Genomic DNA, 26629 nt, shown 5'->3' with positions numbered 1-26629 from the left:
CACGGCGGTCAACAGCGGCACGGTGCAGGTATCCCGGGACGCGAACCTGGGCGCGGCTTCGGGCGCGCTGTCGCTGGACGGCGGCACGCTGGCCGCGACCGCGAGCTTCGACACGGGGCGCGCGATCACGGTGGGCTTGGGCGACGGCGGCATCAATGTCGCGGCGGGGGCCAGCCTGGGCGTGACCAGCGTGATCAGCGGCAGCGGCGCAGTGAGCAAGGGCGGCGCGGGCACGCTGACGCTGCACGCGGACAACGTTTATGCGGGAGGCACGACGATCACGGCCGGCACGCTGCAGCTGGGTACGGGCGGCACGGCGGGGGCCATCGTCGGCGATGTGGCCAATAATGGCGCGCTGGCCTTCAATCGCAGCGACGCCTACACCTTCGGCGGCCAGATCAGCGGCAGCGGCGCGGTCACGCAGATGGGCAGCGGAACCACCGTGCTGACCGCCGACAACCGCTACACCGGCCTTACCACCATCGCGGCGGGCGCGCTGCAATTGGGCGCGGGCGGCGCCACCGGCGGCATCGTCGGCGACGTGGTCAACAACGGCAGCCTGATCGTCAATCGCGGCAACACTTACGCCTATGGCGGCGCCATCAGCGGCTCTGGCTCGGTCACGCTGCAGGGCGGAGGCGCCACGGTGCTGACCGGCGACAGCAACTACACGGGCGGCACGCTCATCTCGGCCAGCACGCTGCAGCTGGGCGCGGGCGGCACGACAGGCAGCATTCTTGGCGACGTGACCAACAACGGCGCGCTGGTGTTCAACCGAAGCGATACCTATGCTCACGGCGGCGCCATCGTCGGAAGCGGCAGCCTCACGCAGCAGGGCGGCGGCACGACGGTGCTGACGGCCGACAACCGCTACACCGGCGGCACCATGATTTCCGCGGGCGCCTTGCAGCTGGGCGCGGGCGGCACGACGGGTAGCATCACCGGCGACGTGAGCAACAACGGCGCGCTGGTCTTCAACCGTGGCGACGCCTATACCTTCGGCGGGCTCGTCAATGGCAGCGGCACGCTCACGCAGGCGGGAGCCGGCGTCACGGTGCTGACGGCCGATCACGCCTATACCGGCGGCACCACCATTTCGGCCGGCACGCTGCGGCTGGGCGACGGCGGCACAAGCGGCTCGGTGCTCGGCAAAATCGTCAACAACGCCGCGCTGGCGATCGACCGGGGCGACCTGGTGTCGATGACGAATCTGATCTCGGGTTCCGGCCGGTTCATGCAGACGGGCGCCGGACAGACGGTGCTGAGCGCCAACAATACCTACACCGGCACGACCGAGGTGCTCAAGGGATCGCTCTACATCGATGGGGACCAGAGCGGGGCCACGGGCGCAACGGTCGTGCGGGCGCCGGCCACGCTGGGCGGCGCCGGCATCATCGGTGGAGACGTGAGCGTGGACGGCACGCTGGCTCCCGGAGGTTCGACGGGCGTGCCTGGCACGCTGACGATCAACGGCAAGCTGACACTCGACGGCGGGGCCAAGCTGGCCTACAGCTTCGGCCAGGCCGGCGTGGTGGGCGGTCCGCTCAACGACCTGACCATCGTCAAGGGCGACCTGGTCCTGGGCGGCAAGCTGGACGTCGTCACGTCGCCCGGCGGACGCTTCGATCCAGGCGTCTATCGCGTCATCAGCTATGGCGGCGCGCTGACCGACAATGGCCTGGCCGTCGGCTCGATTCCATCGCCGTCCTTCTCGCTCCAGACGGCCGTGGCCGGGCAGGTCAATCTGGTCAATACGGGGGGCTTGAGCCTGAACGTCTGGGACGGATCGGCCGCCTCGGGCAAGAACAACAACAAGGTCGACGGCGGCGACGGCCATTGGCAGCACGCCAACGGCAACAACAACTGGACCAACACGCTGGGCACGCCGAACGCATCCTACAGCGATGCCTCTTTCGCCATTTTCATGGCGGCGGCCGGCAAGGTCACGGTGGACAACAGCCTGGGTCAGGTGCGCAGCGGCGGGATGCAGTTCGCCAGCGACGGCTATCGCCTGCTGGGCGATGCCGTCGAGTTGGTACCGGACGCAGGCGGCGGCGTGACGATGCGCGTGGGCGACGGCACCGGCCCGGGCTCCGGCTACACCGCCACCATTGATGCCGCGCTGACGGGCGACGCAAGACTGGTCAAGACCGACCTGGGCACGCTCGTCCTGAATGGCGCCAACCGCCATACGGGTGGCACCGACATCAATGCCGGCACCGTGCAGATCGCCAACGATACCGCGCTGGGCGCGGCCGGCACGGCCATCGGCATGAACGGCGGCACCTTGCGCACCACGCAAAACCTCGCGCAATCGCGCGCCATCACCCTGGGCGCGCAAGGGGGCAGCGTGGAGCCGCAGGCCGGCACCACGCTGACCTTGGCCAGCAGTATCGGCGGCGCCGGCTCATTGACCAAGCTGGGCGGCGGCACCGCGATCCTGACCGGCAGCAACAGCTATGGCAGCGGGGCTTCGGTCGCGGATGGCGTCACGCTCATCAAGGCGGGCACGCTGCAGGTGGGCAATGGCGGCGCCAGCGGCAACATCGTGGGCACGGTCAGCAATGACGGGGTGCTGGCGTTCAACCGCGCGGACCGCTATGTCCAGGCCGAGGCGATCAAGGGCAGCGGCAAGCTGGTCCAGCGGGGCAGCGGCACGACCGTGCTCAATGCCGTCAACGCCTACACCGGCGGCACCACGGTGACGGCCGGCGCGCTGGCGGTGGGCGATGCCTCGCATGCCGGCGCGGCGATCAACGGCGGCGCGGTGACGGTCCAGGGCGGCGCGACCTTCGGCGGCTATGGCAGCGTCAAGGGCGACGTCAGCAACGCCGGCACGCTGGCCGTGGCCGATGCCTTGCGCGGCCTGGGCGGCGGCGCGGGCGCGTTCGCCATCGCGGGCAATCTGAGCAATAGCGGCCTGGTGAACCTGGCGGGCGCCAACCCCGGGAACCGGCTGACCGTCACCGGCAATTACCAGGGCCAGTCCGGCGCGCTGTCGCTGAACGCGTACCTGGGCGCGGACGCTTCGCCGTCCGACAAGCTGGTGGTGGACGGCGGCGCGGCAACGGGCGCCACGGCGCTGCGCATCATCAACAAGGCCGGCCCCGGCGTCAGGACCACCGGCGACGGCATCCAGGTGGTGCAGGCTGTCAACGGCGGCACGACCTCGTCCGACGCCTTCACCAGCGCGGGGGTCTACGCGGGCGCCTATGCCTACATGCTGTTCCGTGGCGGCGTCGCTGCCGGCACGGAACAGAATTGGTACCTGCGCTCGGAGATCAAGTCCGCCGGCGAATCCAGGCCGATCTACCGGCCGGGCGTCGCGCTCTATGGCGCGGTGCCGTCGCTGGCTCGCGAGCTGGCGGTGCAGCAGATCGGCACCTTCCACGACCGCCGGGGCAATGAGGAGCGGTTCGGCGATCGCCGGGCGGGCTGGGCGCGCACCTGGGGCGACCATCTCTCGGAGGGCAGCGGCGGCATGGCGGGAAGCTCGTTCAGCGGCAACACATACGGCATGCAGGCCGGTCAGGATCTGTATGCGCGCACGAGCGACAGCGGCCACCAGGACCGCTACGGCGTGTTCCTGGGTTACGCGAGCGCCAATGGCGACGTGCGCGGGGACGCGATGGGCCAGCGCGGCTACCGCGTCGGCAAGCTCGGCATTCAGTCCCACAGCGTGGGCGCCTACTGGACTCACGTCGGGCCGGGCGGCTGGTACACCGACACCGTCATTCTGGGTAGCCGTCTGAAGGTGAATCCCACGTCCAACGCCGGTGACACCAGGGCGACCCGGGGCCGCGCCTTCACCGCGTCGGTCGAAGCGGGACTGCCGATCGCGCTCAAGCCCAATCTGAGCCTGGAGCCGCAGGCGCAGATCATCTACCAGAACACCCGCATCGACTCGGTCAGGGATGCCGCGTCGGAGGTGTCCTTCGCGCCGAAGAACGCGTTCATCGGCCGCGTGGGCGCGCGGCTGCAGGGCGAGTACCAGGTCCAACGCGCCACCTGGAAACCCTATGCGCGGGTCGACCTGGAGCACACGCTGGGGGGACGCGACAAGGTCAGCTTCAGCGGCGGAGCGACCACTGCATCGGACATGGGCGGCACCCAGGCCAGGCTGGGCCTGGGCGTTGCCGTGGACGCCAGCGAGCGCGTCAGTGTCTCGGCGTCCGCCAGCTACGGTTTCAACCTGGGCGGCGAGCGGCGCGAGACGGTGCAGGGCAATCTGGGCGTGCGGATCCGCTGGTGAACGGCGGATCGCCGGACTCGTCGCCTGATGAGGCGACGAGTCCAGCCGCCACGAGTATTCGTTATGCATGGAAAATAATGAAGATCATATTTTTGTGATTATCTGTGGTGGTTCCTTTTTTTATATAAGGGCGACCTTTCCCGGAAATATTGATTTGATTGAATGCGCCCGCCGCAAGCGACTGTTAAGAGTTGTTTAGAGGCCAGGGGCTTGATGGGTAATCCCGGCTGGTCCGGAAAAATCCGGGATTGCATTGCACCTACCCCAATGTAGTGATCTCGCAAGATGCCATGTCGTCCCTGATCAAGCGAGCTAAAAGGCATGCCGCGGATCAACGAACATGCACTGAAACAGCCATGCATCGGCACTTTTGTGGATGTTGGTCAAACATCTTTGAATATGTATTCCATATTTTCAATGCATATGGAATTTTTTTGTTTTTGTGCTTGATCGGTATTAATAATCCGTGTCAAAGTAAATCAAAGGCCGCCTTTCTTGCTGCGTTAATTATTAGTTTTTTCCCCTGAGTCGTGCCGCGGAGATCATTCGCAAATCCGGCAGCGTAAACCGCCACCGGGTGGGCCGCCGCATTGGCGAGCCGCGATGCGTACCTGCGGTCTATCCTGGCTGGAGGATGGCATGCGAGAACGGAAGCAGTCCCTTGTCCTGGTGCCACGGCGCCTGAGCCTGCTGATTGGCGCGGCCCTGTTCGGCGGCTGGCCCGGTCCGGCCGCCTACGCGGCCTGCGTCACCTCCGGGACCAGCACCACCTGCAACACCAGCGCGCCGAATCCCGCGACCACGCCGATCGGCCAGGGGCCTGCCACCGCGTCCGGCGCGTCTGTCACCCTGCAGCCCAACGCCCAACTGGCCGTGGGCAACGCCAACACCATCAGTCTGGGCGACAACGCCACCATCTTCCTGGGCGCCGGCGCCGTGGTCAGCAATACGGCCACCTCCGGCGCGGGCCTGTGGACGGCCGGCAACAACACCGTCGAGTTCGGTTCCAACGGCATGCTTACGGTGTCGGCGGGCGCCAAGATCCAGGCGCTGGGCACGCAGGCCAATGGCGAGGCGGTCAACGTCATGGGCGCGGGCAACACCATCCTCAACTATGGGTTGATCTCGGGCGGCAATGCCGCCGCGATCTGGTTCGAGGACCGCAGCAAGGGCGCGGCCAACACGGTCGACAACTACGGCATCATCCAGGCGGGCAACGGCACCAGCAGCAACGTCATCGGCAACAGCGGCAGCGGCAACGTCAGCTTCATCAATCGCAGCGGCGCCACCGTGCGCGGCAGCCTGACCTTCGCCAGCGGCAACGACTCGCTCACGCTGTATCCGGGTTCCATCATCACCGGCGGTTTCAACGGCGGCGGCGGCACCAACAGCTTGTCGCTCGCGGGCGAGCTGGGGTCCAGCGATACCTTGCCCGGCACCATCAGCAATTTCCAGTCGCTGATCAAGACCGGCGACGGCAAGTGGACCTTGTCCGGCTCGGTCGGGAGCAACGGCGGTGGTACGCCGCTGGCGGTGCAGGTGCAGGACGGCACGCTGGCCCTGACGGGCAACAATGCCGGTTTCAACGGCTCGGTCAGGGTCGATCCGGCCGGCACGCTGGAAGCCCGCGCGCAAAGCCTGCCGCCCAGCGTGATCAACAACGGCCTGGTGTTGTTCAACCAGCCGGACAACGGCACTTATGCCGGCACGATCAGCGGCACCGGCTCGGTCAGCAAGATCGCGGCCGGCGTCCTGACGCTGAGCGGGTCCAACACCTATCAGGGCGGCACGCGCATCCAGGGCGGCACCGTGGCGGTTGGCGCCGACAGCGCGCTGGGCGCCGGCAGCGGCGGCGTGACGCTGGACGGCGGCGCGCTGGCATTCAACAGCAGCTTCACGCTGGGTTCCGGCCGAGCCGTCAGCGTGACCGCCAACAACGGAACGCTCAGCGCCAATGCCGGCGTGACCGGCACGCTGACCCAGGCGATCACCGGCGCCGGCGCGCTGACCAAGGACGGCGCCGGCACCATTGTGCTGACCAGCAACGCCAACAGCTGGGCGGGCGGCGCCACCATCGCCGCCGGCACGCTGCAACTGGGCAATGGCGGCGCCTCGGGCAATCTGCCGGGCGCGTCCGCCATCGTCAACAACGGCACGCTGGCCTTCAATCGCAGCGATCAGTTCACTTTCGGCAACCTCGTCACCGGCACCGGCGGCCTCAGCCAGATCGGCGCCGGCACGACCATCCTGACCGCCAACAACAGCTACGCCGGCCCGACCTCGGTGACGGGCGGCGCGCTGTACGTGAACGGCACGCAGACCGGCGCGGGTCCGGCCACGGTGGGCAACGGCGCCACGCTGGGCGGATCGGGACGGCTGGGCGGCAATGTCACGGTCCAGTCCGGCGGCACGCTGGCGCCCGGCGGTGTCGGCGCGGTGCCGGGCACGCTGACGGTCGGCGGCGACCTGACCTTGCAGGGCGGGTCCACGCTGGCGTATTCGTTTGGCCAGGCCGGCGTGGTGGGCGGCCCGTTCAATGACCTGACCAACGTGGGCGGCAATCTGGCGCTGGGCGGCACGCTCAATGTGCAGACCTCGGCCGGCGGCTCGTTCGACCCGGGCGTCTACCGGGTGATCAACTATGCCGGCACGCGCAGCGGCACGCTGGCGTTGGGCACGGTGCCCTCGCCGGGCAACTATTTCATCCAGACCTCGGTGGACAAGCAGGTCAATCTGGTCAACACCAATGGCCTGACGCTGAACTACTGGGACGGCGCCATCGGCCCCAAGAACGATGGCCAGGTCAATGGCGGGTCGGGTGTCTGGACAGCCAACGGCGCGCTGACCAATGACAACTGGACCGGCATGGACGGCGCGCTGAACGCGCCGTGGACCCAGAGCGCCTTCGCCGTGTTCATGGGGCAGAGCGGCATCGTCAGCGTGGACAGCATCATCAACGGTCCGCTGTTGACCCAGGGCATGCAGTTCGCCGCCAACGGCTACACGCTGGTGAACAACACCGCGCTGGATGCGCTGACGCTGGTCGGCGTGCCCGTGAGCGGTGGGCCGAACGAGGCCGTGATCCGCGTGGGCGATGGCACGGCGGGCGGCGCCGGCTATACCGCCACCATCGCCGCCACGCTGGCCGGCGCGGCCAAGCTGGTCAAGACCGACCTGGGCACGCTGGTGCTGTCCGGCGTCAACACCTACACCGGCGGCACGGCCGTCAACGGCGGCACGCTGCAGGTCTCGCAGGACAGCAACATGGGCGACCTGGCGGGCGCGCTGTCGCTCAATGGCGGCACGCTGGCCACGACCGCGACGTTCGACACGGCTCGTTCCACCACGCTGGGCGCGAGCGGCGGCAGCATCAATGTCGCGGCGGGCACCAACTTCGGCATCACCAGCGCCGTCGGCGGCAGCGGCGCGCTGAGCAAGCTGGGCAGCGGCACGCTGATCCTGCACGCCGACGCCGGCTATGCCGGCGGCACGACGATTTCCGCCGGGACGCTGCAGCTGGGTTCTGGGGCGGGGGGCTCGGCCACGGGCGGCATTCTGGGCAACGTGGCCAACAACGGTACGCTGGTCTTCAACCGTAGCAACAGCTACACCTTTGGCGGGCTCGTCAGCGGCACGGGCAGCGTCACGCAACTGGGCAGCGGCACGACCATCCTGACCGCCGACAACACCTACACGGGCGGCACCACGATTTCGGCGGGCACGCTGCAACTGGGCGCGGGCGGCGCCACCGGCGGCATCGTCGGCAATGTCGTGAACAACGGCGGCCTGGTCTTCAATCGCGGCAACGGTTATGCCTTTGGCGGCGTCATCAGCGGCACGGGCTCGGTCACGCAGCAGGGCGCGGGCACCACGGTGCTCAGCGGCAACAACAGCTACACGGGCGCGACCACCGTCAGCGCCGGCGGCCTGTACGTCAACGGCGACCAGACCGCCGCCACCGGCGCCACCACCGTCAACAACGCCACGCTGGGCGGCAAGGGCGTGATCGGCGGCGACGTGACGCTGACGGGCAACAGCACGCTGTCGCCCGGCGACAACGGCCCCGCGCCGGGCACGCTGACGATCAAGGGCAATCTGGCGCTGGGCAGCGGCACGGCGCTGAATTACTCGTTCGGCCAGGCCAATGTGGCCGGCGGCCCCCTCAATGACCTGACCAACGTGGGCGGCAACGTTGCCCTGGGCGGCAAGCTCAACGTGGCGCTGTCGCCGGAAGGGCGCTTCGATGTTGGCATCTACCGCATCATCAACTACGGTGGAACGCTGTCCAACCCCGCGGGCCTGACGCTGGGCACGCTGCCGGCTGGCGCCAACGCCGCCGACTATTTCATCCAGACCTCGGTGGACAAGCAGGTCAACCTGGCCTACACCAATGGCCTGACGCTGAACTATTGGGACGGCGATGCCGGCCCGAAGAACAACAACCAGGTCAACGGCGGTGCGGGCACCTGGGTGGCGCCGGGCGGAGTCAACGACAACTGGACCGATGCCGCCGGCTCGGTCAATGCGCCCTGGAGCCAGGGCGCCTTCGCCGTCTTCACCGGCCAGAGCGGCACGGTGCGGGTCGACAGCACGACTAACGGACCGATCAACGTACAGGGCATGCAGTTCGCCACCGATGGCTATGTGCTGCAAGGCAATGCCGCCGGCGACAAGCTGACCCTGACCGGCACGCCCACGGGCGGCGGCGGTCCCAACGAGGCCGTCATCCGGGTGGGCGCGGGCTCGGCCGATGGCGCCGGCTATACGGCCACCATCTCGGCCGTGCTCGACGGCGCGGCCAAGCTGGTCAAGACCGACCTGGGCACGCTGGTGCTGTCGGGGATCAATACCTACACCGGCGGCACGGCCGTCAACGGCGGCACGCTGCAGGTCTCGCAGGACAGCAACATGGGCGCCCTGGCGGGCGCGCTGTCGCTCAACGGCGGCACGCTGGCCACGACCGCGACGTTCGACACGGCGCGCGCCACCACGCTGGGCGCGAGCGGGGGCAGCTTCAATGTCGCGGCGGGCACCAACTTCGGCATCACCAGCGCCGTCGGCGGCAGCGGCGCATTGAGCAAGCTGGGCACCGGCACGCTGATCCTGGGCGCGGACAACACCTATGCCGGCGGCACCTCGATTGCCGCCGGAACGTTGCAGCTGGGCTCGGGCGCGGGCGGCTCGACGGCGGGCAGCATCCTCGGCAACGTCAGCAACAGCGGCACGCTGGCGTTCAACCGCAGCAACACGTATACCTACGGCGGCATCATCAGCGGCGCGGGCAACGTCGAACAGATGGGCTCAGGCACCACCGTGCTGACCGGCAACAGCAACTACACCGGCGGCACGCTGATTTCCGCCGGGGCCTTGCAGCTCGGGGCGGGCGGGGCGACGGGCAGCATCAGCGGCAACGTCACCAACAATGGCGCGCTGGTGTTCAACCGCGGCGATACCTACACCTTTGGCGGCCTCATCAGCGGCACTGGCAGCGTCACGCAGCAGGGCAGCGGCACGACGGTGCTGACGGGCAACAGCAACTACACGGGCGGCACCACGATCTCGGCGGGCACGCTGCAACTGGGTGCGGGCGGCACGACGGGCAGCATCGTCGGCGACGTCGCCAACAACGGCGCGCTGGTGTTCAACCGCGCCGACGCGTATACCTTCGGCGGCCTGATCAGCGGCGGCGGCGCGGTCACGCAGGCCGGCGCCGGCACCACGGTGCTGACCGCCGACAACACCTACGCCGGCGGCACCACGATCTCGGCCGGCACGCTGCAATTGGGCAATGGCGGCGGGACGGGCAGCGTGGCCGGCCCGATCTCGAACGCCGGCACGCTGGTCGTGGACCGCAACAACAACGTCGTGCTCGCCGGCCCCATACGCGGCAGCGGCAAGCTGGTGCAGCAGGGCGTGGGCGACACCTTCCTGACCGGCGACAACACCTACAGCGGCGGCACTGTCATTTCCGCCGGCACCCTGCGGCTGGGCGCCGGCGGCACCACCGGCTCGGTGACTGGCGACATCCTCAACAACTCGAGACTGGTGATCGAGCGCAGCAACGAGGTGCTGATGACCGGCCTGATCTCGGGCACTGGCCAGCTGGTGCAAGAGGGCGCCGGCCAGACGGTGCTCAGCGGCAACAACGCCTATGCGGGCCCGACGCTGGTGAATTTCGGATCCCTCTATATCAACGGCGACCAGACCGCCGCCACGGGACAGACATTCGTGCTGCCGACCGCCACGCTGGGCGGCACCGGCATCGTAGGCGGAGACGCGCTCGTGGCCGGCACCCTGGCGCCCGGCGACACCACCGGCGCGCCCGGCACGCTGACCATCAACGGAAGCCTGACGCTCGGCAACGCAGCCAAGCTGGCCTACAACTTCGGCCAGGCCGGCGTGGTGGGCGGCCCGCTCAACGACCTGACCATCGTCAAGGGCAACCTGGTGCTGGACGGCACGCTGAACGTGGCCACGCCGCCCGGCGGCAGCTTCGATCCGGGCGTCTACCGCGTCATCAGCTACGACGGCGCGCTGACCAACAACGGCCTGGCCATCGGCACGATTCCGTCGCCGTCGTTCTCGGTCCAGACGGCCGTCGCCAAGCAGGTCAACCTGGTCAATACCGCCGGCCTGAACCTGAACTTCTGGGACGGCGCGGCCGTGGCGGGCAAGAACAACGGCACGGTCGACGGTGGCGACGGCCTGTGGCAGAACCCGGCGGGCAACGACAACTGGACCAATTCGCTGGGCGTGCCCAACGCGCCGTATGCCGACGCCACCTTCGCCATCTTCATGGCCGCGCCCGGCAACGTCACCGTGGACAACAGCCTGGGCCAGGTGCGCAGCGGCGGCATGCAATTCGCCAGCAACGGCTATCGCCTGCTGGGCGGCGCCATCGAGCTGGTGCCGGACGCCGGCGGCGGCACGACCCTCCGCGTCGGCGACGGCAGCAGCCTGGGCGCGGGCTACGTCACCACCGTGGACAGCGTGCTGACCGGCGCATCGCGGCTGGTCAAGACCGACCTGGGCACCCTGGTGCTGAACGCCGCCAATACCTACACGGGCGGCACCGACATCAATGGCGGCACCGTGCAGATCGCCAGCGATAGCGCGCTGGGGCCGGCCGGCACGGCCATCGGCATGAACGCCGGCACCTTGCGCACCACGCAAAGCCTCGCGCAATCGCGCGCCATCACCCTGGGCGCGCAAGGCGGCAGCGTGGAACCGCTGGCCGGCACCACGCTGACGCTGGCCGGCAATATCGGCGGCGCCGGTTCGCTGACCAAGCTGGGCGCCGGCACCGCGATCCTGACGGGCAGCAACAGCTATGGCAGCGGCACCGTCGTCAGGGACGGCGTCACCATCATCAAGGCTGGCACGCTGCAGGTGGGCAATGGCGGCGTCAGCGGCAACATCATGGGCACGGTCAGCAATGATGGCGTGTTGGCGTTCAACCGCGCGGACCGCTATGTCCAGACCGACGTGATCAACGGCAGCGGACAGGTGATCCAGCAGGGAGGGGGCACGACCGTGTTCAACGCCATCAACGGCTACACCGGCGGCACCACGGTGGCGGCGGGCGCGCTGGCCGTGGGCGATGCCTCGCATGCCGACGCGGCGATCAACGGCGGCCAGGTGATGGTCCAGGGCGGCGCGACGTTCGGCGGTTATGGCAGCGTCAAGGGCAACGTCAGCAACGCCGGCACGCTGGCGGTGGCCGATGCCTTGCCCGGCCTGGGCGGCGGCGCGGGGGCCTTCGTCATCACCGGCAACCTGACCAATAGCGGCACGGTCAACCTGGCGGGGGCCAATCCCGGCAATCGCCTAACCGTCACCGGCAATTACTTGGGCCAGTCAGGCGTGCTGTCGCTGAACACCTACCTGGGCGCCGACGCTTCGCCGTCGGACAAGCTGGTGGTGGACGGCGGCGCGGCAACGGGCGCGACGGCGCTGCGCATCGCCAACAAGGCCGGGCCCGGCGCCAAGACCACCGGCGACGGCATCCAGGTGGTGCAGGCCATCAACGGCGGCACCACCGCGCCCGGCGCCTTCACCAGCGGCGGGATCTACGCGGGCGCCTATTCGTACATGCTGTTCCGAGGCGGCGTGACGCCCGGCACCGAGCAGAACTGGTACCTGCGCTCGGAGCTGACGCCCGTCGTCGATCCCAAGCCGATCTACCGGCCCGGCGTGTCGATCTATACCGAAGTGCCGTCGCTGGCGCGCGAGCTGGCGGTGCAGCAGATCGGCACCTTCCATGACCGCCAGGGCAACCAGGATCTGCTGACCGGCGCCGGCCGGCTGCCGGCGGGCTGGGCGCGCACCTGGGGCGATCATTTCTCGGAGCGTCGCGACGGCACGGTGAGCCAGTCGTTCAGCGGCAATGTGTTCGGCATGCAGGCCGGCCAGGATCTGTATGCGCGCGTTGGCGACAGCGGCCACCAGGACCGCTACGGCGTGTTCCTGGGCTACGCGCGCGCCGACGGCGACGTGCGCGGCGACGCGATGGGGCAACGCGGCTACCGCGCCGGCAAGCTCGCCATCGATTCCTACAGCCTGGGCGGCTATTGGACGCACATCGGGCCGGGCGGCTGGTACACCGACACCGTCATCATGGGCAGCCACCTGAAAGTCAATCCCAAGTCCACGGCGGGGGATACCTCGTCCACCAAGGGCCGCGCCTTCACCGCGTCGGTCGAAGCGGGACTGCCGATCGCGCTCAAGCCCAACCTGAGCCTGGAGCCGCAGGCGCAGATCATCTACCAGAATACCCGCATCGATTCGGTCAGGGATTCCGCGTCCGACGTGTCCTTCGCGCCGAAGAACGCACTCATCGGCCGCGTTGGCGCGCGGCTGCAGGGCGAGTACCAGGCCAAGGGCGCCACCTGGAAGCCCTATGTGCGGGCGGACCTGGAGCACACGCTGGGCGGACGCGACAAGGTCGACTTCAGCGGCGGCACCACCAGCACGTCGGCCATGGGCGGCACCCAGGCGCGCCTGGGACTGGGCGTCTCGGTCAAGGCCAGCGAGCGGGTCAGCGTCTACGCGTCGGCGGGATATGGCTTCAACCTGGGCGGCGAGCGGCGCGAAACGGTGCAGGGCAACCTGGGAGTGCGGATCAACTGGTGAATGCCGCGCCGGGGCTTCCAGCCCCGGATGTACTATGGTCTGGGCACGATGGTCTGCGACATTCCCGACCGTGGCGGCCGTTTGCATTGGCTTGGGCGCAGCGGAGGCGGGCCGGGCATCAGCGCCGTCGTGGCTTGTGACATCGACCGCCGCACCTTCGTGGCGACGCCCGCCAACGGATCGCCCGCCATCACGCGCGATGGCCACACGCTGAACATTCTGAGGCGCGAGCACGGCCGCTGGCTGCTGGCGCGTGATGCGAATCTGCTGGGGCCGCCCCGATCAGGGTCGGTTTGGGCGGTCTAGGGTTTGTCCCAGGTTCAGACCTGTCGATTTCCCCTGCCGCCAATCGTCGTGCCAATACGACCCACTCTTTGCGAAGGAGCTTCCCATGGCTACCGGAACCGTCACCCTGCACCGTGTCCTGCGCGCGCCCGCCGAGCGCGTCTACAACGCCTTCCTGGACCGCGACGCGGTCGCGCGATGGCTGCCGCCCTATGGCTATCTGTGCCAGGTGCACGACTTGGACGCCAAGGTCGGCGGCAAGCACCGCATGACCTTTCGCAATTTCGGGACGGGGCACGGCCATTCCTTTGGCGGCACCTATCTGGAGTTGGTGCCGAACCAGGTCATCTGCTACTCGGATCAGTTCGATGACGCCAACATGGCCGGCCAGATGCGGACCCGCGTCACGTTGCGCGAGGTGTCCTGCGGCACCGAGATCAGCATCGTGCAGGAAGGCATACCCGAGATGATCCCGACGGAGATGTGCTACCTGGGTTGGCAGGAATCGCTGGAACAGCTCAAGCGGCTGGTGGAGCCGCAACTGCCGGACTGAAGCGCGAAGGTCCGGCGGGATCTGCAACACGACGGGGTGACTGAAGCGCAAGCGTGAGGGCCGGAAAAGGCCCGGCGTGCGCCGCTTCAGGCCTCGCGCAGCAACACGTCCTCATAGAAGGCGCCGACCGGCAGCGTCAGGTCGCGCACCTGGATCTCCAGCACCCAGATGCCGTCGGCGGGCGCGAAGTCGGCGTGCGCCAGCTTGTGCTTGCCGTACAGGGCGTGAGGAAAATCCGAGACGCGGTGGCCGGGGATCTCGCGCACCAGCGCGCAGCCGTATTCGCGGGCATAGGCGTCGGCGCGGTCGTACAGCGCCTCGCCGGTCGCGCCGGCCAGCCAGTCGAGCCGGGCGCGGCGGAAGACCTCGCGCGCGGCGCGGGCGCAGCGCGCGCCGGCGTCGTCGCGCCCGGTGACGAAGGTGTCGCCGTAATCACCTTCGTAGCCGTCCCAGACCGGGCCGATGTCGACCACGAAGGTGTCGTCATCCCGCAGCACGCGCTGGAAATCCGTCGGCTGCACGGCTGGCGACTGCGTGTCGACGCCGAAGCGCACATAGGTCGGATGCCAGTTGTGCGAGGCGCCCATGCCGCGCAGATGGGCGTCGGCGGCGTTGACCGCGTCGCGCGTCGTCATGCCCGGGCGGATCAGCGCGGCGATGTCGCGCACGGCGTCCAGGGAGCGCTGGCGCGCGTCCAGGATGCCCGCCATCGTGAAGCGCTGGCCGACGCGTTCCCAGGCATGTTCGTGGCGCGGCGGCGCATCGATGGCAGCGCCGGCGGTCGCGGGCAGGAAGGCTTCGGACAGGAAGCGGGCGGGCGGCAGGCCCGCCTCGACGAGCCGGACGCGGGCCTCGCGCACCATGGTCGGATTGCCGCAGGCGTAGACCACGCTGCGGGTCCAGTCGTGGCCGCCGGCCAGCGCCAGGTCCTGGACGCGCGGCGGCGCGGATGCGCTGGCTCGCGTCCGCGCGCCGCCGCCGTCCAGCTCGACGGCGTGTTCCCGCGTCGTGTCCGACAGCGCGGCATGCCAGCGCAGGCCCGCATGCTTGCCTTGCAGCGCATTCAGCAGTGGCGCGGCGTAGCAGTCGTCAGGCGTGCGGCCGCCCCAGTACAGCGTCACTGATGCCATGCGCCGGTCGTGCAGCGCCGCCATCAGGATGGGGAACACGCCCGCGAATCCCGTGCCGGTGGCCAGCAGCACCAGATGGTCCGCGCCGTTGTGTGAACCATTCGATGAGCCATTCGATGAGCCATTCGGCAAGCCATCCGGCAAACTGCCCGGCGCACCGTTGCGCCAGCCATCCCCGGGCCAGACACAGGCGCCCAGCGGGCCTTCCAATGTGAGCGTGTCACCCGGCGCGAGACGCGGCAGGATGCCGTCGGTGAAGACGCCACCGGGCATGCGGCGGATGTGGAACTCCAGCCGGACCGGCCCGGACGCATCGCGCTCGACGACGTTCGGCGCGGAACCGCCCGACATCGTGGCGCTCGACGCAGCGGGGCTCGCCGTTGTGGCGACCGAAGCCGTGGCGACCGAAGCCAGAGAGTCCGGCGTGGCGGCGACCGGCACATTGGCGATGGAGAAGTTGCGTCGGACGCCATCTTCCAGCAGCAGCTGCACATGCTGTCCCGGCAGCCAGGCGTAGGGTCGCGCGTCCTCCATTTCGACGATGAGCTGCGTCACGCCCGGCGCCAGCGGCAGGTGCGACACCACGCGCGCGCGGCGCGGCTCGGGCGGCCGGGCCGGCGCCTGCCAGTGCGGAAATGTCAGGCGCAGATCGCTGGCCGCGCGGCACTGGCACATCAGCAGCTCGTCGTCGGCGGTGACATAGGAACGTTCGTTGGCCGGCGCGATGCGTTCGTAGCGGCCTTCCAGGACCGTGGCGCGGCACGAGCCGCACTCGCCGCGCTGACAGGAGAAGGGTACCTGCACGCCCTGGGCCAGCGCCGCGTCCAGGATGGAAGCGCTGCCGTCCGTGGAGAAGGCGCCAGTATCGACGGTGATGGTGTGACAGGGGGCGAACGGGTTCATCGCGGATTCCAGGAGGTTTGCCCCGATGGGGCCATGCGGGCAATTTATCGATAGAATGGCTTTTCAAATAGAGCCATTTTTATCAATATCAGCAAGCCACTTTTCCGACCGGCTCCTGGCCGGATCCGGGCCGCAAGGCGCGGATCGCCGTTGCCGGTTGGCAGGGAAGGAGAGTGCGCGAGTCGCCGCCATGAATATGCCATCCATGTCATCCGCGTCATCAGGGACACCCGCGTCCGCCCGACGCCAGGAGGCCAGCCTGGACCTGCCCGTCGACGCGCCCCGCGATGGCGAATCCAAGCAGGCCTGGGTCTATCGCCAGATCCGCGAGCGCGTGCTCAAGGGCGCGCTGCCGTCCGGCGCGCGCCTGCCGTCCACGCGCAGCCTGGCGCAGCGCTGGCGCATCGCCCGGTCCACGGTCGAGGCGGCCTACGACCAGCTGCGCGGCGAAGGCTACACGGCCGGCACGGTCGGGTCGGGTACATATGTGGCGGCCGTCATTCCAGACAACTTCTTCCGCAAGGGACTGCCAGGAGAGAGCGGGGCGTCCTTGGGCGCGGATGCCAGGGACAAGACGGGCAAGGCCGCGCTCGCCCCGGCCCGTCTCTCGGCCGGGCGGCCGGCGCGCCCGCTGCCGCATGAGCAGCCGGTGACGCCGGCTGACCAGGCGGAGTCCGCCGAACCGCCATTCGCCTCGCGCAGCGCCGACGCCGCGCTGTTTCCCATGGCGGCCTGGAGCAAGGGGCTGGCCGTCAGCGCCCGACAGCTGACGCCGGCCCAGCTGACACGCGACGAGCCGCAGGGCTGGCCCGCGCTGCGCGAACAGATCGCGCGCTACCTGGGGGCGGCGCGCGGCATCGTCTGCGATGCCTCGCAGGTCGTGGTGCTGTCCGGCATCCGCGACGGCCTGGACCTGTGCGGCCGGATCCTGTTGACGCCGCGCGACAAGGTGCTGATCGAGGATCCCGGCTATGTGAATGCGGTGCCGATCTACCGTCCTTACACGTCGGGCGTGGTGCCGCTGCCCATCGATGGCCAGGGCTTTGCCGTGGCGCGGGCGCGCCGCCTGCGCGGCGTGAAGCTGGTCCATGTGACGCCCGCGCACCAGTCGCCCACCGGCATCACCATGCCCGTGTCGCGTCGCCTGGAACTGCTGGACTGGGCCGCGCAGGCCGGCGTCTGGGTCGTGGAGGACGACTACGACAGCGAATTCAACTACGACGGCGCGCCGCTGGCGGCCTTGAAAAGCCTGGACGGCGCGGACCGCGTCATCCACTGCGGCAGCTTCAACAAGACCTTGTTCAATGCCCTGCGCATCGGCTATGCCGTCGTGCCCAAGGCGCTGGCGCCCGCTTTCGCCGAGGCGCGGCGCAAGACCGGGCGGTCGGGCAGCCTGATCGAACAGATGACGCTGGCGCGCTTCCTGGAAGACGGCGGCTTCGCGCGCCACGTGCGCAAGGCGCGCGGCGTGTATGCGCGCCGGCGCGACGCGGCGCTGCAGGCGCTTCGCCAGGCCGTGGGCGCCGAGGCCTTGCGCGTCAGCGGCGAGCACGCCGGTTTTCATCTGCTGTGGTGGCTGCCGCCGGGCTGGGACGCGCGGCAGGTGGTCGAGGCGGGCCGCAAGGCCGACGTCGGCGTGCAGGACGTGGCCGAGTTCGCGCGCAAGGCGACGCCGGCGCCGGGCGTGGTGATCGGCTACAGCGCGGTGGACGAAGCGCGGCTGCGGCGGCTGGGCGCGCTGCTGGCGGCGCTGCGGCCGGGGCGCACGCGTGGATAAGGGCGCTGCCTGCACAGCAACGGACGCGGCGGCGCAATGACGGCAATGATGGAACGGGAGGTGGCCGGCGCGGGTTAAGCTTGCGGCCTCGATCTATCGCCACGCATGCTCTTCATGAAGAAACTCCTCGCCTTGCTGTGCGCCTCCTGGTCCGTGCCCGCGGGCGCGGCCTATGTTCCCAATGCCGCCGAACAGGCGGTGCTGGAGGCGGTGCTGCGCGATGAAGTGGTTTCGTTCTCCACCGGTGGCCATAGCTTCGTGGGCGAGTCGCAAGGCATCGTCCCGGTGACGGCCGCGTCGGCTTCGCAGGCAATGGCCGCCCGCGACCGCAACGCCAGGATGCCCGAACTGAAGCAGCCGCTGCTGCTGTCGGGCGCGCTGGCCGCCACGGGCAGCGTCGCGGGGCAGGGCGAGTGGTTCGATTTCGCCGATACCGCCGCGCCCAAGGTGCGCGCGCGCCTGGCGCCGGGCCAGACCCTGGCGGGCAAGCCCAAGGCCGGTCAGGCGCTGGCCCTGGTCTGCGGCAAGATGGATCTGGCCAAGGACACGCTCAGCTTCAGCGGCTGCGAGCCCGCCGCCGCCGTCGCCGAGCGCGAGGCGGCAAGGCTCAAGGACGCCTTGGCTGCGTTCTACCAGGGCAAGCCGACCGATGCAAAGGTCGCCACGCTGGCGATCAACATCTCGCTGTACGCGCAGGAACTGCCGGCCGGCAGAGGTTGTCCCGGCGACGAGGCGCGCTGCGGGGCGTCCATCGCGGCGGTCAAGCTGCCGAGCCTGGGGCACAAGAACGCCGTATTGCAGCGCTTGCGCGAGGCCGGCGTGGACCTGAGCGCGTTCAGTCCGCGCCAACAGCCCTTGTTCGGGCACTAGGCGCGACAACGCGGGCCGGCCGGCAAGCCCGGCGGCCCTGGGGCCAAAGGCCTCCACCACGTGCCCGCGCCAGACGCACTTCCATCCCCGCCCACCCTAAGGGTTAGACCCGATATCAGCCGCTCCACGCGCCTTGTAGGATCCCGTTAAATAAAAACGGGATCCCATTTGATCGATGTCATGGACAGGATCACGACTTTCAACACACAAGGAGCCAGAGGCACATGAGCAATATCGACCCCATCACCGGCAAGCGCATCCTCAATGAAGGCGGCCGCGGCGGCCCGTTGACCGAGGACCACCAGGGCATGCGCGCCTGCCACCAGGACGACCTGGAGTGGACCAATCTGCGCTACGAAGGCCAGTACGCCAAGATGATGTTCCACCCGACCGCCGAGGATCCGACCATCCCGAACGCCGGCATCGTGCGCTACGAGAAGGGCTCGGGGCATCCGCTGCACAACCACTACTTCGCGCAGGTCTGGTACATCCTGGAAGGCCAGTTCCGCATCGAGGGCAAGCTGTACGGCAAGGGCGCGATGATCTTCCATCCCGATCCCCATTTCGAAAGCGCGCTGGAAACCGTGGAGACGGGCGCCATCCTATACGTGCAGTACGTCGGCCCGCACACGCGCCAGGGCGCCATCTATGAAGGCCGCTTCAACGTGAAGGAGCGGCGGCCGCTGGAGGAAGAGACCACGGCGGTCTAGCGCCGGACCCGCGCGCCCACGGCGTCGCCGCCCGGCCAGACCATGGCGGCGGCCCGCCGGCGGGACCGCCGCGCGACCAGACCCATGCATACAGACGCGCATTCCCCGCCCGCGATACGCAGGCGGGCGGGGACGAGCGCGCGCTCGAATCGGAGACATCGGGATGAATACCCCCGCAGCAGCGCCCCAACACCGTTCCCGCAAGCACTATGTGACCGCGGGCCTGTCCAGCATGATCGGCACCACCATCGAGTGGTACGACTTTTTCCTGTACGGCATCGCCGCCGCGCTGATTTTCAACAAGATCTATTTCCCCGCGATCGACCCCATCACCGGCACGCTGGCCGCCTTCGGCACCTATGCCGTGGGCTTCGTCGCGCGGCCGCTGGGCGGCATCGTGTTCGGCCACTTCGGCGACCGCGTCGGCCGCAAGTCCATGCTGATGATCAGCCTGATGCTGATGGGCGTGCCGACCGTGCTCATCGGCCTGACGCCCAGCTACGAGTCCATCGGCTACTGGGGCGCGGTGGCCCTGGTGTTCTGTCGTTTCCTGCAAGGCCTGGCGGTCGGCGGCGAGTGGGGCGGGGCGGTGCTGATGGCGGTGGAGCACGCGCCGGAAGGCAAGAAGGGGCTGTTCGGCAGCCTGCCGCAAGTCGGCGTCGCGCCCGGCCTGATCCTGTCGTCGCTGGCGATGGGCGCGGTGTCCCGGCTGCCCGAGGCGGACATGCTCAGCTGGGGCTGGCGCCTGCCGTTCCTGGCCAGCGTGTTCCTGCTGCTGGTGGGCTGGTACATCCGCGCCAAGGTCGGCGAATCGCCCGAGTTCCAGGCCGCGCTGGCCCAGCCCAAGCCCGAGGCGCCGCCGCTGCGCGCCGTGCTGCGCGATCACAAGGCGCCGGTGCTGGCCGCGCTGGTGGCCTGCATCTCGGAGAAGACCTGGTTCTACACCATCGCGACCTTCTCGCTGACCTATGCGGTCGGCACGCTGGGCCTGCCGCGCGAGACTATCCTGAACGGCGTGATCTGGGGCGCGGCCGCCGCGCTGGTCACCATTCCGCTGTTCGGCTGGCTGGGCGACCGCTGCAGCAAGCAGGCGATCTTCATCGCCGGCGCGCTGGGCATTTCGCTGTTCTCCGCGGGCTTCTTCTCGCTGCTGGACGAGAAGACGGCGTATCACACCAACGTCGCCATGCTGGTGGCCTTTGGCGTGGTCTATGCCGCCATGTACGCGCAGGAGTCCAGCCTGTTCGCCAGCATGTTCCCGCCCGAGGTGCGCTACACCGGCATCTCGCTGGCCGTGCAGATCGGCGGCGCCATTGGCGGCGGCACCGCGCCACTGGTCGCCACCTACCTGTTGGCGCAGGGCGGCGGCTCGCCCCGGCTGATCGTGTTCTATCTGGCGGGGCTGGGCGTGGTGGCGGCGGTGTGCGGGCTGATGATGCGGCCGTATCGCCAGCCGCTGGCGCAGGCAGGCGCGCCGTTCGCGTCGGGCAGGGCGGGCAAGCGCGTCGCGCCGCTGGCCAGCCGTTGAATGCAGGTTTGAAGGCGGGTCTGGAAGCGCGACCCTAGCGCCGCGCTTCCATCCATTCCACCACCAGCTCGGTGGTGCGCGAGATGTGCGTGGCCATCGCTTCCCGCGCGGCCGCGCCGTTGCGCGCCGTCAGCGCGGCGATGATGTCCTCGTGCTGGCGGATGTTCTCTTCCATCAGCCGGGGCGGCATTTTCGAGGCAAAGCCCAGCACGTTCGAGACGATGCTGCCCTGCAATTCGGCGACCAGCTCGTGCAGCCGTTCGTTGTGGCTGGCCTGCGTGATCAGGTTGTGGAACAGGGCGTTGAATTTCAGCCAGTCCGACCCGCCCTCGCTGCGCACGCGGGTGCGCAGCGCCTCGGCGTAGCGCTGCTGATGTTGCGCCAGCAATTCCAGGTCCTTGTCGTCGATCCAGTCCACCGCCAGCTGCGCCGCCAGCCCTTCGAGCTCGGCCCGGATCTGGAACGATTCGCGGATGGCGCGCACCGAAGGCACCGTCACCACGGCGCGGCCGGTGCTGGTCAGCGTGATGGCGCGGCGCGCCTCCAGGAAGCGCAGGGCCTCGCGGATGGGCGTGCGGCTGGTCTCGAATTCAGCGGCCAGCTCGTACTGGCTCAGCGCGTCGCCGGGCAGGTACTGGCCATTGCGGATCCGCTGCAGGATTTCTTCCGAAATCTCGATCGAGGATCTGGATGCGTTTCGGGTGTTGCGGGTCTCGCTCATGCTCGGATCCATGGGGCCGGTCTGTGGCGGCCGTTCCTGGCGGCGGCGCCTTATGGCGGGGATGGTAGCACGCGGTTTGCGCGCGTTTTCACCGCGCGCGCGGCGCGGGATTTCACCTGGAATCGCGTCGGACATATCAGGCGCCCAGGAATTTGATATTGGACCGCCGTGCCGGCGCGTCCCTAGACTCTGCCTTGCACTGAGGGCTGTGAAGGAGACAAACACAATGCACTTGCAAGGAATCATCGGCTATCTGCTGACGCCCTGCGACGACGCCGGGCGGGTCGATCACGCGCTGCTGGCGCGCCACGTCGAGGAAATGATCGGCGCGGGCGTGCACGCGCTGGCGCCGCTGGGCAGCACCGGCTGCCTGCCGTACCTGGACGACGCCGAGCGCGAGGCCGTGGTCGAGACCGTGGTCGGCGCGGCGGCCGGCCGGCTGCCGGTGCTGGCCGGCGTGTCCAGCCTGGGCACCGCCAGCACCGTGCGCCACGCGCGCCACGCCGAGCGCGTCGGCGCGGCGGCGGTGCAGGTGCTGCCCAGCACCTACTGGAAACTGACCGAGGCCGAGATCCATGACTATTACCGCGCGGTTTGCGACGCGATCTCGCTCCCGGTGATGGTCTACAACAACCCGTTCACCACCGGCATGGACCTGCCCGTGCCGTTCCTGGCGAAGCTGGCCGCGCTGCCCAATGTCACCATGATCAAGGAAAGCAGTCCCGACGAAGGCAAGATCGCGCGGCTGCGCCAGGCCTGCCCGGACAAGACCGCCGTCTACATCGGCCTGAACCGCATGGCGCGCGGCGGTTTCGCCGCCGGCGCCGCCGGCTGGTGCACGGCCTCGGCCAATGTCGCCGCCGCGCACGCGGTGAACCTGTACCGCTGCGCCATGGCCAGCGACCAGGCCGGGGTGGACGACTGGTTCGCGCGCCAGTCCGGCCTCTTGAACTTCCTGATGGAACACGGCCTGCCGCGCACGGTGGCCGCCGGCCTGCGCCTGCGCGGCATTCCCAGCGGGCGGCTGCGCGCGCCGCTGGCGCCGCTGGCCCCGGAACACGAACACACCTTACTGAACATCCTCAAGCAAATGGAGATCGTGCAATGAAGCTGGGATTGCGCCGCCGTCTGGCGGTCTTGTTGGGAGCGGCGCTGCCGATGGCGGCGGTGTGGGCGCAGGCGTATCCGACGCAGCCGGTCCGGCTGATCGTGCCCTTCGGCGCGGGCGGCGTGACCGACACCACCGCGCGCGTGTTCGCCGAGGGACTGACGCGCGAGCTGGGCCAGCCGGTGGTGGTCGAGAACCGGGGCGGCGCGGGCGGCTCCATTGCCGCCAGCGCGGTCGCCAAGGCGAATCCCGACGGCTACACGCTGCTGGTGATCACAAATGGCATGTACGCCGTCAACCCCTTGATTTACAAGACGCTGCCCTACGACCCGAACAAGGACTTCGCCTATATCGCCATGCTGGCCAACACGCCCACCGTGCTGGCGGTGAGCGCGGACAGCCCCCACAAGACGCTGCCCGACCTGATCAAGGCGGCGTCCGCGCAGGCCGACAGGATCGCGTTCTCGACGGCGGGCGAGGGCTCCGACAACTACCAGGTGCTGGAGGTATTGCAGCAGGCCACCGGCGTGAAGATGCTGCACGTGCCCTACAAGAGCGGCGCCGAGTCGCTGACGGCCGTGATGAGCGGCAACACCGACGTGACCGCCATCTCGGCCGTCACCGCGACGGGCTATATCCAGGCCGGCCAGATCCGCCCCTACGCGGTCACTTCGTCGCGCCGCCTGGCCAACCTGCCCGACATTCCCACCGCCAAGGAAGCGCTGGGTCAGGACGTGGAGGGCGGTTCGCTGTCCGGCATCGCCGCGCCGGCCGGCACGCCGCCCGAGGTGGTGGCGCGCCTGAACGCCGCCATCGCGGCTGTCGCCGACGGTGCGATGGCGCAGGACAAGATCTATGCGCGCGGCAGCGAGCGCATGGACGGCTCGCAGGAAGCCTTCACGCTTCGAGTGGCGCAGGAGCAGAAGAAGTGGGCGGGCATCTTGGGTCGCCCGGGCAAGTAAGGGCGCGGCATGCGTTGCGGCTGGGAACGGCTCTCGCGTCTCCGGGGCCGTCCCCCCTCATTGCCGTCCCGCATCCCCGTTTTCATCCAGCGCTTCGCGCGCCGCGTCGACGAACCAGCGCACCGCCGGATTCGCCGGCTCGGCGTGCGCGGCCAGCGCCACGGCGTAGCTCAGCGGCTCGCGGGCGGCGTCCTCCAGATCGACGAACGCCACATTGTCGATGGCGATCCGGCGCAATGCCTCCGGCACGATGGCTACGCCCAGCCCGGCGGCGATCAGGGGCAGCGTGACCAGGGCGTGCGAGGACTCCTGCATCACGCGCGGATGAAAGCCCGCGCGCTGGCAGGCCGCCGCGATCTCGGCGGCGAATCCCGGGCTGTCCGAATGCGCCAGCGCCACCAGCGTGTCACCGTCCAGCTCGGCCAGCGCGGCCGACCGGCGGTCGGCGAGCCGATGGCCCGCCGGCACCGCCAGCGCCAACCGTTGCCGGCCCAGCGGCGTCATGGCGATGCCCGGCACGCCCGACGCGGGCGGCACCAGCAGCGCCGCGTCCAGCTCGCCGCGCTGCAACTGCGCCAGGATCCCCACCGTGCTGCCGCTGCTCAGCCGCAGCCGCACCTGCGGAAAGCGCTGGCTGAACGCAGGCAGGATGCGCGGCAGCAGGTTCAGCGCCGCGCTCGGCACCGAGCAGATGCGCAGCGCGCCCACGCGTCCCTGCGCGGCATCGCGCGCCGCCTGCAGCGCGGACTCGGCGCCGTCGAGCAGGCGCCGGGCTTCATCCAGGAAGGCGATGCCCGCGACCGTCAGCCGCACGCCCTGGCGGTCGCGCTCGAACAGCTCGGCGCCGATTTCGGTCTCCAGCCGCTTGATGGCGATGCTGAGCGGCGGCTGGGTCATGTGCAGCCGCTCGGCGGCCTTGCGGTAGTTCAGTTCGGTGGCCAGCACCACGAACTGCTTGATCTGCCTGAAATCCATCGCGAGTCCCCTTGATCTTGTTCTACGGGTCGTCGCGGCTGGCTGGTCAGGCGCGCGCCCAGGCGCGATTGTGCGCGCATTGACGCGGGCTTGCACGCTTCTACGCTTCGTAACGCACCGCGCCCGGCGGGCGGCAGTATCCTCGGCTACTCAGGGTCGCCCGGGAAGGCGCCGGGCGCGGTTCCGTTCACAGGGCCCGGGCGCCTGCAATGCGCCTGGGTCCGCCATCTCCAGGAGACAAGCATGATCAGCAAGAACACGATATGCCTGTGGTACGACAAGGACGCGCTGGAGGCCGCGCGGTTCTATGCCCGCACCTTTCCCGACAGCGCCGTCGGCCGCGTGCTGCGCGCGCCGGGCGACTATCCGTCGGGCACGCAGGGCGATGTGCTGACGGTGGAGTTCACCGTGGCGGGCGTGGCCTGCCTGGGCCTGAACGGCGGCACGGCGTTCAAGCACAACGAGGCGTTTTCGTTTCAGATCGCCACCGACGACCAGGCGGAAACCGACCGCCTGTGGCACGCCATCGTTGGCAACGGCGGCCAGGAAAGCGCCTGCGGCTGGTGCAAGGACAAATGGGGCCTGTCGTGGCAGATCACGCCGCGCGCCCTCACCGAGGCAATCGCCGATCCGGACCCGGCGGCGGCCAAGCGCGCGTTCGAGGCGATGATGACGATGGGCAAGATCGACATCGCGGCGATCGAGGCGGCGCGGCGCGGTTGACGCGCCGGACACGCCGCCCGGCGATAGGCGCCGCGCCGGCCCGGCCTAGCCGGCCTCCGGCAGCAGCCGCAGCCCGGTCCGCTTCACGAATTCCTCATAGCTGATCGGCGGCCCCGCCTTGGTGCTAGCGCTGTTGGCCTGCCAGTGCACCCACGAGCGCCCGGTGGTGGCGTCGTACACGACCTTGTAGATATAGGCCGGCACGGCCACGCCGCTGCCGATGGTCCTGGGCTTGTCGGCGTAGACGGGTCCGGTGAACACGTACACGTCGCCGGACGCGCGCATCACGTACTTGCGGGTGTCCTGCTCGATCTGGCTCCAGGCGCCGCCGTTGTGCGTCTGGTCCTGCGGCACCATGTTGGCCAGCGAAAAGCTCTGCGCCATCGCGTCCGGGGTGGACATGTCTCCCGCCGGCGCCATGTGCCCGCGTGAATAGCCCGAGCCCTTGTAGTCGTCCAGCTCGGCGCGTTCCGAGCGTGGCAGGCGCGCCTCGGCGTAGAACTTGTCGGTGCGGCGCAGTCCCTGGCCCTGGGCCAGCGTCTGCCGGTTCAGGCGCTCGGCCACGAACACCGGCGTCTTGGTCTGGCCGTTATGCAGGATCGCGAAGGCCGAGAAACAGACCTCGCGCAGCTGCTGGCTGCCGGGCACCTCCGGCGGTCGGAAGTTGGGGAAGAACTGGCGGCATTCGGCGAAGATGGTCTGCGCCGGCGCGCCCGTGGGCACGGCGATCGGCGCCGTGGCGGCGGGCGCGTTCTGCTCGCGCGGCGGCTGGCGATGCTGGGAATTCTGCTGCGGGTGTTGTGGCTGATGATGCTGCTGCGTCCAGCCCAGCCGCGCCAGCACGTCCTGCACCGGCGCCGGTATCCGCCACTGCGGATTCAGCATGTAGGTGGCGGCGCCGAAGCTCGCCAGGGACGAGAACAGCAGCGCCTTCAGGAAGCGGGGGAAGCGGCCGCCGGCGCTGGCGCGGGCCGGGGATCTGCGTGGGGGGCTTTTCTTC

General features: G+C 69.2%; 15 protein-coding genes. 11 read left to right on the top strand and 4 right to left on the bottom strand.

What is annotated here, in order from left to right:
- From AC6LJ5_RS24305 to AC6LJ5_RS24290, 4 genes are all read left to right on the top strand, one after another.
- Positions 1–4252 (top strand): autotransporter outer membrane beta-barrel domain-containing protein (locus tag AC6LJ5_RS24305; protein ID WP_498141839.1); only part of this gene is annotated, 4252 nt, incomplete at its 5' end.
- A gap of 639 nt (positions 4253–4891) precedes the next feature.
- On the top strand, positions 4892–13384 hold the full coding sequence (locus AC6LJ5_RS24300; protein WP_498141838.1) for an autotransporter-associated beta strand repeat-containing protein: 8493 nt from the start codon (positions 4892–4894) through the stop codon (positions 13382–13384).
- 27 nt (positions 13385–13411) lie between these two features.
- Positions 13412–13690, top strand: a complete 279-nt coding sequence (locus AC6LJ5_RS24295) for a hypothetical protein (protein WP_392411347.1) — start codon at positions 13412–13414, stop codon at positions 13688–13690.
- Between the two features lie 85 nt (positions 13691–13775).
- Entirely contained in the window at positions 13776–14222 is a 447-nt protein-coding gene (locus tag AC6LJ5_RS24290) for an SRPBCC family protein (protein ID WP_103274915.1), read from the top strand.
- Positions 14223–14308: 86 nt separating this feature from the next.
- On the opposite strand, the gene AC6LJ5_RS24285 is transcribed toward AC6LJ5_RS24290, so the two are convergent.
- Positions 14309–16255 (bottom strand): NAD(P)H dependent flavin oxidoreductase family protein, encoded by a 1947-nt coding sequence (locus AC6LJ5_RS24285; RefSeq protein ID WP_498141837.1) that lies wholly within the window; start codon positions 16253–16255, stop codon positions 14309–14311.
- 205 nt (positions 16256–16460) lie between these two features.
- Between AC6LJ5_RS24285 and pdxR the strand changes: the two genes are divergently transcribed.
- From pdxR to AC6LJ5_RS24265, 4 genes are all read left to right on the top strand, one after another.
- A complete protein-coding gene (gene pdxR, locus AC6LJ5_RS24280) occupies positions 16461–18032 on the top strand; it encodes a MocR-like pyridoxine biosynthesis transcription factor PdxR (RefSeq protein WP_498141836.1) in 1572 nt (523 codons plus the stop codon).
- A gap of 114 nt (positions 18033–18146) precedes the next feature.
- Positions 18147–18902 carry a hypothetical protein gene (locus AC6LJ5_RS24275; RefSeq protein WP_498141835.1) on the top strand — a complete coding sequence of 252 codons (756 nt, stop codon included), beginning with the start codon at positions 18147–18149 and terminating at the stop codon, positions 18900–18902.
- Positions 18903–19126: 224 nt separating this feature from the next.
- On the top strand, positions 19127–19612 hold the full coding sequence (locus tag AC6LJ5_RS24270) for a cupin domain-containing protein (RefSeq protein WP_103274912.1): 486 nt from the start codon (positions 19127–19129) through the stop codon (positions 19610–19612).
- 163 nt (positions 19613–19775) lie between these two features.
- Complete coding sequence (locus AC6LJ5_RS24265) at positions 19776–21140, top strand: MFS transporter (protein ID WP_199770874.1); 1365 nt, start codon at positions 19776–19778, stop codon at positions 21138–21140.
- Between the two features lie 34 nt (positions 21141–21174).
- Here the strand turns inward: AC6LJ5_RS24265 and AC6LJ5_RS24260 are convergent, their stop codons facing one another.
- Complete coding sequence (locus tag AC6LJ5_RS24260; RefSeq protein WP_103276526.1) at positions 21175–21861, bottom strand: GntR family transcriptional regulator; 687 nt, start codon at positions 21859–21861, stop codon at positions 21175–21177.
- Positions 21862–22087: 226 nt separating this feature from the next.
- Here AC6LJ5_RS24260 and AC6LJ5_RS24255 point away from each other — a divergent pair, with 226 nt between their 5' ends.
- Together AC6LJ5_RS24255 and AC6LJ5_RS24250 are read left to right on the top strand one after the other, a co-directional pair.
- Positions 22088–22969: a dihydrodipicolinate synthase family protein gene (locus tag AC6LJ5_RS24255; RefSeq protein WP_498141834.1), complete on the top strand. Its 882-nt coding sequence runs from the start codon at positions 22088–22090 to the stop codon at positions 22967–22969.
- Entirely contained in the window at positions 22966–23931 is a 966-nt protein-coding gene (locus AC6LJ5_RS24250; protein WP_498141833.1) for a Bug family tripartite tricarboxylate transporter substrate binding protein, read from the top strand. The genes AC6LJ5_RS24255 and AC6LJ5_RS24250 overlap by 4 nt, the downstream gene beginning before the upstream one ends.
- Before the next feature lie 57 nt (positions 23932–23988).
- Here the strand turns inward: AC6LJ5_RS24250 and AC6LJ5_RS24245 are convergent, their stop codons facing one another.
- Positions 23989–24906, bottom strand: a complete 918-nt coding sequence (locus tag AC6LJ5_RS24245; protein ID WP_498141832.1) for a LysR family transcriptional regulator — start codon at positions 24904–24906, stop codon at positions 23989–23991.
- A 243-nt stretch (positions 24907–25149) separates the two neighbouring features.
- Here AC6LJ5_RS24245 and AC6LJ5_RS24240 point away from each other — a divergent pair, with 243 nt between their 5' ends.
- Complete coding sequence (locus tag AC6LJ5_RS24240) at positions 25150–25629, top strand: VOC family protein (protein ID WP_498141831.1); 480 nt, start codon at positions 25150–25152, stop codon at positions 25627–25629.
- Between the two features lie 45 nt (positions 25630–25674).
- Here the strand turns inward: AC6LJ5_RS24240 and AC6LJ5_RS24235 are convergent.
- The coding region (locus AC6LJ5_RS24235; protein WP_498141830.1) for a DNA/RNA non-specific endonuclease at positions 25675–26629 on the bottom strand (955 nt) is incomplete at its 5' end.

This window comes from Achromobacter sp. 1011791174 (assembly GCF_059760925.1).
This window is presented reverse-complemented; position numbering and strand designations above follow the sequence as displayed.